At 70.3% G+C, this 11,965-nt stretch carries 8 protein-coding genes and 1 pseudogene; 6 read left to right on the top strand and 3 right to left on the bottom strand.

Annotated elements, in window-relative coordinates:
• Positions 1–1,055 (top strand): D-glucuronyl C5-epimerase family protein (locus AB0M20_RS09350; RefSeq protein ID WP_364296204.1); only part of this gene is annotated, 1,055 nt, incomplete at its 5' end.
• Here AB0M20_RS09350 and AB0M20_RS09345 read toward each other — a convergent pair.
• Entirely contained in the window at positions 1,052–1,273 is a 222-nt protein-coding gene (locus tag AB0M20_RS09345; RefSeq protein ID WP_364296202.1) for a hypothetical protein, read from the bottom strand. The two genes, AB0M20_RS09350 and AB0M20_RS09345, sit on opposite strands and share 4 nt — an antisense overlap.
• Between AB0M20_RS09345 and AB0M20_RS09340 the strand changes: the two genes are divergently transcribed.
• The 3 genes and pseudogenes from AB0M20_RS09340 to AB0M20_RS09330 all read left to right on the top strand — a co-directional run bounded on the left by AB0M20_RS09340 (position 1,254) and on the right by AB0M20_RS09330 (position 7,990).
• On the top strand, positions 1,254–2,369 hold the full coding sequence (locus AB0M20_RS09340) for an endonuclease/exonuclease/phosphatase family protein (RefSeq protein ID WP_364296200.1): 1,116 nt from the start codon (positions 1,254–1,256) through the stop codon (positions 2,367–2,369). The two genes, AB0M20_RS09345 and AB0M20_RS09340, sit on opposite strands and share 20 nt — an antisense overlap.
• Before the next feature lie 67 nt (positions 2,370–2,436).
• Complete coding sequence (locus AB0M20_RS09335) at positions 2,437–5,598, top strand: LamG-like jellyroll fold domain-containing protein (protein WP_364296198.1); 3,162 nt, start codon at positions 2,437–2,439, stop codon at positions 5,596–5,598.
• A 28-nt stretch (positions 5,599–5,626) separates the two neighbouring features.
• Positions 5,627–7,990 (top strand): annotated as a pseudogene (locus tag AB0M20_RS09330) (excinuclease ABC subunit UvrA).
• A gap of 9 nt (positions 7,991–7,999) precedes the next feature.
• Here AB0M20_RS09330 and AB0M20_RS09325 read toward each other — a convergent pair.
• Positions 8,000–8,917: a LysR family transcriptional regulator gene (locus AB0M20_RS09325; protein WP_364296196.1), complete on the bottom strand. Its 918-nt coding sequence runs from the start codon at positions 8,915–8,917 to the stop codon at positions 8,000–8,002.
• 70 nt (positions 8,918–8,987) lie between these two features.
• Here AB0M20_RS09325 and AB0M20_RS09320 point away from each other — a divergent pair, with 70 nt between their 5' ends.
• The gene (locus AB0M20_RS09320; protein WP_364296194.1) at positions 8,988–9,827 is read left to right on the top strand and encodes an SDR family NAD(P)-dependent oxidoreductase; all 840 of its coding nucleotides are present in this window, start codon (positions 8,988–8,990) and stop codon (positions 9,825–9,827) included.
• A gap of 4 nt (positions 9,828–9,831) precedes the next feature.
• On the opposite strand, the gene AB0M20_RS09315 is transcribed toward AB0M20_RS09320, so the two are convergent.
• On the bottom strand, positions 9,832–10,770 hold the full coding sequence (locus AB0M20_RS09315) for a Ku protein (RefSeq protein ID WP_364296192.1): 939 nt from the start codon (positions 10,768–10,770) through the stop codon (positions 9,832–9,834).
• Positions 10,771–10,965: 195 nt separating this feature from the next.
• Between AB0M20_RS09315 and AB0M20_RS09310 the strand changes: the two genes are divergently transcribed.
• On the top strand, positions 10,966–11,601 hold the full coding sequence (locus tag AB0M20_RS09310; protein ID WP_364296190.1) for a hypothetical protein: 636 nt from the start codon (positions 10,966–10,968) through the stop codon (positions 11,599–11,601).
• Positions 11,602–11,965: the final 364 nt, after the last annotated feature.

Here is an 11,965-nt window from a genome sequence, read left to right as displayed (position 1 = left end):
CCCGCGTGGAGAGCCGCGGCGCCTGGTGGTTCCCGTACACGTTCGACTTCGCCCTCGCCTCCGGCATGAACCTACGGCTGCACCGGCCGTGGTACTCGGCAATGGCGCAGGGCCAGGCGACCTCGCTCTTCATCCGGCTCGCGCAGGCCACCGGCGACAACTCGTGGCGGATCGCCGCCGATCGTTCATTCGCCGCTCTGCGGCTCGGGATCAGCGCTGCCGGACCGTGGGTCACCCACCGCGACGTCAACGGCCGGCTCTGGCTCGAAGAGTATCCGTCGGCGCCACCCAGCGGGTCCGGCCGCGTGCTCAACGGCCACGTCTTCGCGATGTACGGCGCCTGGGACCTCTGGTCCGTCACCCGGTCGGCGGCCGCCGCCGCGGTCTTCGCCGACGCCGCCGCCACGGTGAAGCGCTACATCCGCAGTTACCGCAACGCCGGGTGGGCGTCCAGCTACGCACTGCGCGGAAGGTCGCCGACCGAGAAATACCACACCATCCACGTCGACCAGTTGCTGCACCTGCACGCCATGACCGGTGACGCCTCCTTCGCCGCGATGGCCGAGACCTTGCAGGCGGACTTCCCGGCGCCGAAACAGAATGCGGCCGTCCTGCTCGCCGCCGGCCAGCACACCGGCGTCCACTTCGGCAGCACGAAGACCGGCACGGTCACCGACCGGCGGCTCATCGCGCTCAGGGCCCCGTCGGTGGGCACCGCGGATCTGCGCCGCCGGATCGGTGGTCAGCCGGGCTATTGGTACCACCTGAACGCCGGTTCCCTGCGAAACTATTGGGTGCAGGAGGTGGCCGGGGTACGCGCGACGCTGGCGCCGGTGTCCACAGTAAACTATCTGGCGCGCCGCACGGTGCGCCTGGCCGCCGGCACGCATACGGTCTGCGCCGCCCGCAGGTGCAGCGTGGCCCGCCTGGCGGCCGCGTCGAACGCCTCGATCGGCTCCATCGGCTGGATCCGCGGACGCCGGGCGGTCCGGGTCACCAGCGGGCAACTCCGCAACTGGTGGCTCCCGCTCACCTCGAGGACCACGGTCCGCTAACCGCGGAGTACCACCTCCAGGTTGTGCCCGCCCGAGCCTGCCTCGGCCGCCGGCTGTAGCGGGAAGGCCACGTTGTCGTACAGGTCCATCGAGCCGAGGTCGCGTTCGGATAGGGTGGGCAGGTTCTGTTCGTTGATCCGGATCGAGCCGCGGTCCGGCCGCTGCATGTCCACCGTGCTGATTCGCAGGAGGTCGCCGGTGCGGATCGCCGCCTTCAACGTGGAGAACCTGTTCAACCGTGCCCGTGCCCTCGACCAGCGCACCTGGTCCGCCGGGCGGCCGGTGCTGGAGGCGTACCGGCACATCGCCACGCTGCTCGAGGAGCCCGTCTACTCTCCAGATATCAAAGTGGACATTCTGCGTACCCTGGGCCGGCTCGGGTTGCGCGGCGGCGACAGCGCGCGCTTCGCACGGCTCCGGCAGAACCGCGGGCGGCTGCTGAGGCGTTCCCGCGACGGCCGGGTCGAGGTGGTCGCCGGCGGGCGGGCGGACTGGATCGGCTGGGTCGAGCTGACCACCGGGCGGGTCGACGAGCTGGCGCTCACCAACACCGCGCGGGTGCTGGCGGACGTCGGCGCGGACGTCGTCGGGGTGATCGAGGCGGAGAGCCGGTTGGCGCTCAAGCGGTTCGCGGACGCCGCGCTGGTCGTCGACGGCGGCCGGCCGCGCTATCCGCATGTGATGGTCGTCGACAGCAACGACGAGCGCGGCATCAACGTCGGGGTGCTGGCGGGGGCCGGCTTCCCGCTGGCCGCACAGCACAGCCACGTCGACGACTCCGACGAGACCGGTCGCGTCTTCAGCCGCGACTGCGCCGAATACCATCTGCGCACTCCGGGCGGTCACCGCCTGGCCGTCCTGGTCAACCACTTCAAGAGCAAGGGGTACGGCGGGAAGGTCGCGTCGGACGCCACCCGGCGCCGCCAGGCCGTCCGGGTGGCGCAGATCTACGCCGGCCTGGTGGCGTCGGGGGTCGAGCACGTGGCGGTGGTCGGCGACTTGAACGACACCCCGGAGAGCGAGCCGCTGGCCCCGCTGCTGTCCGGCACCGACCTGCGCGACATCTCGACCCATCCGGGCTTCGACGACAACGGCCGCCCGGGCACGTACGGCTACTGCACGGCCCGCAACAAGCTCGACTACGTGCTGCTCTCGCCGGCGTTGTTCGCCCGCGCGACCGGCGGCGGCATCCACCGGCGCGGCGTGTGGGGCGGCCGCCGGGGCCGGCTCTGGCCGATCTACGAGACCATGACCAGCGCGGTCCACGCGGGCTCCGACCACGCCGCCATCTACGCCGACGTCGACCTCGACTAGGTCGGAAAATGTCGGTTGTTGTTTCGTTGTGTTGACATCAGCGATACACAACCGTCAATGTGTTGCCATGCCTCGCGTCCTGCGTCCGTTGCTCACGGCCGCCCTCCTCGTCCTGCCGTTGCTCGCCGTGCCGATGGCGGCCGATGCCGCGCCGCCGGTCGTGCACGGCCTCAAGGGCGAGTACTTCCGGTCGTCGGCGCCCGGCGCCCACGACTTCGCCGAGCTCGGCGGGACGCTGCTGGACGCGAACCTGGACCTGCCCGGCCTGCCCGGCACCTTCCAGTCGCTGACCGGTCGCAGCGACGACACGACCGCACGCTGGACCGGGATGCTGACCGCACCCGCGACCGGTGACTACACCTTCTTCATGAACGGCGACGACGGCTTCCGGTTCTTCCTCGACGGACTGCCGGTGATCGACCACTGGCAGGTGTCGCGGGGCGCGGTGATCGAGAGCCGGCCGGTGCACCTGGTGGCCGGCGAGGCGCACGACTTCCGCGCGGAGCTGTTCCAGGACGGCGGCGGCGCCGACGTCTTCCTGCGCTGGGCCGTCCCGGGGGTGGCACGGCAGATCGTGCCCGAGTCCGCGTTCACCCCGCCGGACGACTTCGAGATCTACCCGGTTGCGCTGACCGTCCAGCCGGACGGGCGGCGGCTGTTCGCCGACTTCGAGGGCCCGATCACCGAGATCGGGGAGACCGCCGCGCACCTGGTGGTGGAGGCGGACACGACCCCGATGCCGATCGGCTCGGTGCGGGTGGCGGCCGGCGACGCGTCGCGGATAGTGGTCACGCTGGGTGCGCTGGTGCAGAAGGGCCAGCGGGTACGCGTCAACTACGACGGCAACGGCGGCCTCGTCGCCGGCGGGCAACGCGTACCCCTCATCTCGCGAAGCGCGACCAACAACTCCACCCACCGCCTGACCACGCCCTGGGGCGACACCGTCGACCGCGCGCACCCGCTGCCCGAATACCCGCGCCCGCAGCTGGTCCGCCGGCAGTGGCTCAACCTCAACGGCCAGTGGGAGTTCGCCGGGGCGACCGCCGGCGACCAGCCCGTCTTCGGCCGGGCGCTGCCCGAGCGCGTCACCGTGCCGTTCCCGATCGAGTCCCTGCTGTCCGGGATCGAGCGGCACGAGGACCACATGTTCTACCGCCGGCTCGTCACCGTGCCGAAGGGCTGGTCCGGCCGGCGGGTGAAGCTGAACTTCGACGCGGTGGACCACGCCGCCCGCGTGTGGGTGAACGGCACCCTGGTCGCCGAGCACACCGGCGGCTACTCGCCGTTCAGCGCGGACATCACCGACGCGGTGACCGGCGCCGGACCGCAGGAGATAGTGGTCGCGGTGACCGACACGACCGGGCCGGACCAGCCGATCGGCAAGCAGTCCACCAACCCGGGCGGCATCGTCTACACCCCGTCGTCGGGCATCTGGCAGACGGTCTGGATGGAACCGGTCCCCGACGCGGCGATCGACGACCTAGTGACCACGCCGTCCCTCGACGCACTCACCGTCCGTGTGAAGGCGGACACGGACGCGACCGTGGTCGCCACCGCCTACGACAAGGCGGGCCGCAAGGCCGGCACGGTGTCCGGTCCGGCCAACACCGACCTGACGCTGCCGATCGCCGACCCTCACTTGTGGAGTCCCGACGACCCGTACCTCTACGACCTCGACGTCCGGCTGGGCTCCGACCGGGTGCGCGGCTACTTCGGCCTCCGCACGATCGCCGTCGAGCAGGTCGCCGGCGTACCCAAGCTCGTCCTCAACGGCGAGCCGGTCTTCTCGCTCGCCACCCTCGACCAGGGCTTCTGGCCCGACGGTCTGTACACCGCGCCGAGCGACGAGGCGCTGCGGTGGGACATCGAGGAGACCAAGGCGCTCGGCTTCAACGCGATCCGCAAGCACATCAAGGTCGAGCCGGCCCGCTGGTACCGGCACGCCGACGAGGCCGGGCTGCTGGTCTGGCAAGACTTCGTGTCGGTCGGCATCCGCACCGTCGCCGGTCAGCAGGCCTGGCGCACCGAGGGGGAGCGGGCGATCGCGCGGCTGCACAACTCACCCGCGGTGATCGGCTGGGTGGTCTTCAACGAGGGCTGGGGCGAGTGGGACCGGGCCGAGACCGGCCGCATCGCGGAGGCGGTCAAGGCCGCCGACCCGTCCCGCATCGTCAACGCCCACAGCGGTGTGAACTGCTGCGACTCCAAGGGCGACTCCGGCAAGGGCGACGTCATCGACTACCACGACTACCTCAACCAGACCCCGCCGCACACCGACGCGACACGGGTCGCGATGGACGGCGAGCACGGCGGCTTCACCCTGCGTACGCCCGGGCACATGTGGCCGGGCGCGCCCGCGAACATCTACAGCGGCGTGCCCGACAAGGCGGCCCTGACCGCCAAGTACGTGGACAACACCGAGTCCTTCTATCTCCCGGCGGCCGGCGCCGAGCTGTCCGGCTCGGTCTACACCCAGATCACCGACCTGGAGAACGAGCTCAACGGCCTGTGGACCTACGACCGGCGGAAGATCAAGGTGCGGCCCGGCCCGGTGCGGGCGATCAACCGCAAGGTGATCGAGCGCGGCGCGCATCCCGGCCCGATCACCTACCCCGGCCATGGCAACTGGCCGCTCGACGAGGGCCACGGCGCCAGGGCCCTCGACATGGGCGGCGACTCCGATCTGGCGGTGCGCGGCCCGTCGTGGGTGCCCGGCGTTAGCGGCTCGGCCCTCTCCTTCGACGGTGTGGACGACGCCGCCGTGACCGAGGGGCCGGTGGTCGACACGACCCGGGACTACTCGATCGCGGCCTGGGTGACCCTCGACGAGCTGCCCGGCAACTATGCCACCGCGATCAGCCAGGACGGCCGGTCCACCGAGAGCCCGTTCTACCTGCAGTACGGCCAGGGCGCATTCGCGTTCAGCACGCCGGGCGGCAACCGGGCCCGCAAGGCGGTGACCCCGGCGCTGGGCCGCTGGTACCACCTGGTCGGCGTCCGCGACCACGCCACCAACGAGGTCCGGCTGTTCGTCGACGGCACGCTCGCCGAGACCGCGAAGGCCGGTCCGGACGTGGTCAGCACCGGGCCGCTGGGCGTCGGCCGGGCCAAGTACGCCGGGTTGCGCACCGACTTCTGGTCGGGGTCGATCGACCAGGTGCACGCGTACGACCGGGCGCTGACCAGCGCGGAGGTGGCGGAGCTTTACACAACAGAACTGCCTTCATAACGCCGTAAGGTTGACGTAGTTTCTACGGGTGACCAAGACTGGACACGTCGCCGACAGCCATGACCTCATCCGCGTGCACGGGGCGCGGGAGAACAATCTCAAGGACGTCAGCGTCGAGATCCCGAAACGCCGGTTGACCGTTTTCACCGGCGTCTCGGGGTCCGGCAAGAGCTCCCTGGTCTTCGACACGATCGCCGCCGACTCGCAGCGGCAGATCAACGAGACCTACAGCGCCTTCGTGCAGGGCTTCATGCCCACGCTGGCGCGACCCGACGTCGACGTGCTCGACGGGCTCACCACCGCGATCATCGTCGACCAGCAGCGGATGGGGGCCGACCCGCGCTCGACGGTCGGCACCGCCACCGACGCCAACGCGATGCTCCGCATCCTCTTCAGCCGGCTCGGCAAGCCGCACGTCGGCTCGGCCCAGGCGTTCTCCTTCAACGTCGCCTCGATCTCCGGCGCCGGCGCGGTCACCCTCAACAAGGGCGGCCAGACCACCAAGGAGCGGCGCAGCTTCAGCATCACCGGCGGCATGTGCCCGCGGTGCGAGGGCCGCGGGTCGGTCACCGACTTCGACCTCACCCAGCTGTACGACGACAGCAAGTCGATCAACGAGGGCGCGCTGACCATCCCGGGCTACAGCATGGACGGCTGGTACGGGCGCATCTACCGCAGTTGCGGCTTCTTCGACGCGGACAAGCCGATCCGCAAGTTCACCAAGCGCGAGCTGAACGACCTGCTCTACAAGGAACCGACCCGGATCAAGGTCGAGGGCATCAACATCACCTTCGAGGGCCTGATCCCCAAGATCCAGAAGTCGATGCTCTCCAAGGACGTCGACGCGATGCAGCCGCACATCCGCGCCTTCGTCGAGCGGGTCATCACCTTCACCACGTGCCCGGAGTGCGACGGCACCCGGCTCAACGAGGGCGCCCGGTCGTCGAAGATCAAGGGCATCAACATCGCCGACGCCTGCGCGATGCAGATCAGCGACCTCGCCGAGTGGGTGCGCGGGCTGACCGAGCCGTCGGTAGCGCCGCTGCTCGAGAAGCTGCTGCACACCCTCGACTCGTTCGTCGACATCGGGCTCGGCTACCTCAGCCTGGAACGCCCGGCGGGCACGCTCTCCGGCGGCGAGGCGCAGCGCACGAAGATGATCCGGCACCTCGGGTCCTCGCTCACCGACGTCACGTACGTCTTCGACGAGCCGACCATCGGGCTGCACCCGCACGACATCCAGCGGATGAACGACCTGCTGCTGCAGCTGCGCGACAAGGGCAACACGGTGCTGGTCGTGGAGCACAAGCCGGAGATGATCGCGATCGCCGACCGCGTCGTCGACCTCGGTCCCGGCGCGGGCACGGCGGGCGGCGAGATCTGCTACGAGGGCTCGCTCGCCGGGCTGCGCAAGAGCAAGACGATCACGGGCCGCCACCTCGACGACCGGACCTAGCTCAAGGAGAAGGTCCGCACCTCGTCGGAGACCCTGTCGGTTCGCGGCGCGTCCACGAACAACCTGCAGGACGTCGACGTGGACATCCCGCTGGGCGTGCTGGTGGTGGTGACCGGGGTGGCCGGCTCGGGCAAGAGCTCGCTGATCCACGGCTCGGTGTCGCCTCGGGACAACGTCATGTCGGTGGACCAGACGCCGATCCGTGGCTCGCGGCGGAGCAACCCGGCCACGTACACGGGACTGCTGGAACCGATCCGCAAGGCCTTCGCCAAGGCCAACGGCGTGAAGCCGGCGCTGTTCAGCGCCAACTCCGAGGGCGCGTGCCCCAACTGCAACGGCGCCGGCGTGATCTACACCGACCTGGCGATGATGGCCGGCGTCTCGACCACCTGCGAGGTGTGCGAGGGCAAGCGCTTCGACGCGTCGGTGCTGGAGTACAAGTTCGGCGGCAAGGACATCAGCGAGGTGCTGGCGATGCCGGCCACCGAGGCGGTCGGGTTCTTCGCCGAGGGCGACGCCGCCACGCCGGCCGCGCACAAGATCCTGCAGCGGCTCAACGACGTCGGGCTCGGCTACCTCACGCTGGGCCAGCCGCTCACCACGCTCTCCGGCGGCGAACGGCAGCGGCTCAAGCTGGCGGCCCAGATGGCCGACAAGGGCGACGTGTACGTGCTCGACGAGCCGACCACCGGTCTGCACCTGGCCGACGTGGAGCAGCTGCTGGGCCTGCTGGACCGCCTGGTCGAGGCCGGCAAGTCGGTGATCGTCATCGAGCACCACCAGGCGGTGATGGCGCACGCCGACTGGATCATCGACATCGGCCCGGGGGCGGGCCACGACGGCGGACGGATCGTCTTCGAGGGCACACCGGCCGACCTGGTCGCCGACCGGTCCACCCTGACCGGCCGGCACCTGGCGGAGTACGTCGGCGCTTAGATCGGGCGCTCAGGTCATCAGCCCCGGCGGGATCAAGGCGGCGGCGAGGGTGGCCGCCACGTGGGCGGCCGGGGCGGGCACGGGTCCCGGGAGGCGGGCCAGCAGGAGGCGTCGTTGCTCGCGCGGGCCGCCGCGGACCGGCAGGATGCGTACGCCGGGCGGCGCGATCGGCGCGAGCAGCGCGGACGCCGTCGTGATGCCGCACCCGGCAGCGACCAGGTGCAGCTTGGTCAGCCAGTCGCGGGCGTGATGGGCGATCGACGGCCGCTCGTCGAGGCCCGGCCACACGCCCATCTCCGCGTCGCGCGCCGAGCCCGCGATCCACGCCCGCCCGCGCAGGTCGGCGACGTCGATCGCGTCGCCGGCGGCCAGCGGGTCGGTGGCCGGGACCGCCACGCACAGGCCACGCTCGCTGAGAACCCGCAACTGCAGGGCGGGCGTCTCGGCGTCCGGCGGGCGGAACGGCGGCGCGGCGGCCAGCAGCGCCAGGTCGAGCGTGCCCGCCCGCAGCCCGCGAACCAGCGCCGGGGTCCCCGCCTCGCGGCCGACCACCGTGATCTCCGGGTGCGTCCGCCGCAGCGCCGTCAGCACCCGCGGGACCACGGCGGCGCCCGCGATGGGGAACCAGCCGAGCCGGACCACGGCGTGTTCGGCGGGCCGCCCGGCCAGGTCGCGATCGGTGGCGTCGATCTGGTCGAGCACGACGGCCGCGCGGCGCAGGACCAGCATGCCGGCCTCGGTCGGGCGCACCCCGTCGTGGCGGCGCTCGAGCAGCTTGGCGCCGGCCGCGCGTTCGAGAACGGCGATCTGCCGCGAGGCGGCGGACTGGGTGTAGCCCAGCGCGGCGGCCGCGGCGGACAGCGTGCCGCGCTCCGCCGCCTCGCGGAAGACACGCAGCGAGGTCAGCGAGGCATCGGTGAGGGCCATGACGAATACGCATACCAGGTCTGCTCAACTCTCGTCGACGTCATGGGCTCCACGTTCCTAGCGTTGGGTCATGCACACATCTCCGAAGGTCGCCCTGGTCACCGGGGCCACGCAGGGTCTGGGGCTGGCACTGGCCGCCGGGCTCGCCCGGCGCCTGTCGCCCGGCGACACCGTCTATCTCACCGGCCGGGACGCCGCTCGCGTCGCACGCGCCGTCGCGAGCCTGCCGGCCGGCCGCGCCGAGGTCCGCGGTGAGCTGCTCGACGTCGCCGACACGGCCGCCGCCGGGAATCTCGCGGAACGGCTCGACGAGCGGCACGGCGGCGTCGACATCGTCTTCGGCAACGCGGTCATGCGCGTCGGCCCGGACGACGACCCCCGCCGCATCGTCGACGAGTACGCCGAGGTCAACAATTTCGGCACCACGCGGCTGCTGCGGTCGTTCGGGCCGCTGGTCCGCGACGGCGGCCGGCTGATCGTCGTCGCCAGCTCCTTCGGCACGCTGTTCCACCTGGCGCCGGCTCTGCACGAGCGCTTCGACCGCCCGGCCTCGCTGGACGAGGTGGACAAGGCGGTCGCCGCCTGGCGGGACGCCGTCCGGGACGGGAGTGCCCGCAGCGGCGACTGGCCCGGGTTTCTCAACATCCCGTCGAAGATCGGGCAGGTGGCGGCGGTGCGCGCCCTCGCCGGCGAACGCGCCGAGCAGGATCGAGCACGGGGCATCCTGCTCGCCGCGGTGTGCCCGGGGATGATCAACACGCCGACCTCCGGCGCGTGGTGGGACGTCAGCGGGGCGCCGAGCCCCGCCGAGGCGGCCGGTCCCTTGCTGGACCTGGCGCTCGACCCGGTCAACCCGGAGCACTACGGCGAGCTGGTCCGCCGGGGGCGGGTGCTGCCCTGGGCGCCCTGACCGGTCACGCCGCCTTGCGGGTGGCCTTCTTGGCGGTGCCCTTTTTGGCGGTGGCCTTCTTGGCCGTCGCGGTCTTCTTCGCGGGCGCCTTCTTCGCGGGCGTCTTCTTGGTGGTGGTCTTCTTGGCGGCGGACTTCGCCGGGGTCTTCTTGGCGGACCGGCCCTTCTTTGCCGCCTCCACGCTCGCGCGCAGCATTTCGAGCAGGTCGGCGGCGCCGGTCGCGGCCGGCGCGGGCTCGGACGGCGTGACCTCCTTGCCCTTGCTCTTCGCCTTGATCAGCTCGTTGACCCGGTCGGTGTAGGTGTCGCGGAAGTCGGACGGCTTCCACGGCCCCGACATGCTGTCGATGAGCTGGCTCGCCATGGCGAGCTCGGCCGGCTTCGCCTTGGCGCGGCCCGGCAGCGCGTCGATCTCCTTCTTGGGATTGCGGATCTCGTCCGCGAAGAACATGGTCTCGAGGACCAGCAGATCGCCGTCCGGGCGGATCGCCGCCAGATACTCCTTGCCCCGCATGACCAGGGTGCCGATCGCCGCCCGGTTCGCGTCCGCCATCGCGTCGCGCAACAGGGCGTAGGTCTTGGCGGACTCGTCGCCGCCGGGGCCCAGATAGTAGGTCTTCTGGTAGTGGATCGGGTCGATCTCGTCCAGCGCCACGAACCGGTGGATCTCCAGGCTGCGGGACCGCCCCGGCGCGATCTCGTCGAGCTCGTCCGGCTCGATCATCACGTACTTGCCGCCGCCGACGTCGGCGCCCTTGACGATGTCCTCGAACTCGACCTCTTTGCCGGTGCGCTCGTTCACCCGCTTGTACCGGATGCGGTCGGTGGTGTCCCGCTGAAACTGGTGAAACGACACCTCGTGGTCACGAGTGGCCGAATACATGCTCACGGGCACCGAGACGAGCCCGAAGGTGATCGCCCCGTTCCAGATCGGTCGCGCCATGGCCGGCTAATACCCACGGCCTGACCGGTTCCACACATCACGCCGCAAATGCTGCTGGGCGTCTCGGGCCTGCTCCGGCCGCCCGTCGGCGGATGCCCCGCGGGTGGTGGGCTTCAGGGAGAATCTGCTCGCCGAGGAGCCGCCGGCTGGAGGTACTGCTGGTGCAGAAACACAGGGCGGGCCGATGATGAGCAGATGAGCGACGTGCCCCGCGAACCCTACGACGGTAAGAGCGACCAACCCGGCTACGGCAGACCAGAGCCGGCAGGGGCGGGCGAGAGCCCGACGTCGTTTCTGGGTGTCAGCTCGGAGGAGGAAACCGGGCTGACCGCGTCCAGGACGAACGCCGTCGACCACACACCGCAGACTTATCAGCCCATCGACGACCCGCCTGTGACCGAGGACCCGACGGCGATGACGGTGAGCGTAATGACGCCTGACGAGCATGCCGCCCGTGCTGAAGAACTTCTTATCGAAGCAGAGGAGCTGCACCTTATGCTCCAAGCGGCTTGGGAGGCGGCCGACGGCCGAGGTGAGGACGTTGCGGTCGACCCCTCTTCTGTCGCCACACTGCAAGCCCTGACTGGCCTCGCCCAGATCCACGCCACTCTGTCATTGCGGCTCGGCCAGCCGCTGGGCACACGTGGGTTTCAGGTCACCAACCCGGAGGAGACGGTGGTTACTGGAGCGAAGTCGTCCGCCCCGGAGCACCACCACAGCGAGCAGGGACAATCGGTCCCCGAGCAGGGCTCGGAGGAGGACCTGCCTCCACGCCGGACACAGCTTCGTTCGGGCAGCAAACGGTCGCTTCAGCCGCGAGCTGATCAGTGAGCGGCCGAGGAGGATCCCGATCCTGGCGACCACTGAGTCGAGGGGAGCGTCGGAGTTGTGGAGTTTGCTGTTGGATGGGACCGACTCAAGGCACATCGTGGCGGCCGCCGCCGGATGGAGCGTCACGCCTCGCCTCGACCGAGGCCCCGGCGTCGGTATGAGTTGGCTGTGATCGCGTGGATGGCGACCGGCTGCCGGGTCGCCGGGACGACCTCGCTAAATATCCAAGCGAATCGTGTGATATCACAACTTTATCTCTTTTAGAATGCTTCGATTATGTCTTTTGCGCATTCACTTCTTTTCTATATAAATATGAGCGAAGCGAATAAGCGTCGGAAAAGCAGCAAAAAGTTTCCTTTTTGCT

Origin of the sequence: Actinoplanes sp. NPDC051633 (assembly GCF_040681735.1) — a bacterium.
Lineage (GTDB): Bacteria > Actinomycetota > Actinomycetes > Mycobacteriales > Micromonosporaceae > Actinoplanes.
This window is presented reverse-complemented; position numbering and strand designations above follow the sequence as displayed.

Coding starts and splice junctions, on each gene's coding strand:
- AB0M20_RS09335 (WP_364296198.1), top strand. CDS start 2,437: ATGCCTCGCGTCCTGCGTCCGTTGCTCACGGCCGCCCTCCTCGTCCTG.
- AB0M20_RS09310 (WP_364296190.1), top strand. CDS start 10,966: ATGAGCGACGTGCCCCGCGAACCCTACGACGGTAAGAGCGACCAACCC.
- AB0M20_RS09325 (WP_364296196.1), bottom strand. CDS start 8,917: ATGGCCCTCACCGATGCCTCGCTGACCTCGCTGCGTGTCTTCCGCGAG.
- AB0M20_RS09315 (WP_364296192.1), bottom strand. CDS start 10,770: ATGGCGCGACCGATCTGGAACGGGGCGATCACCTTCGGGCTCGTCTCG.
- AB0M20_RS09320 (WP_364296194.1), top strand. CDS start 8,988: ATGCACACATCTCCGAAGGTCGCCCTGGTCACCGGGGCCACGCAGGGT.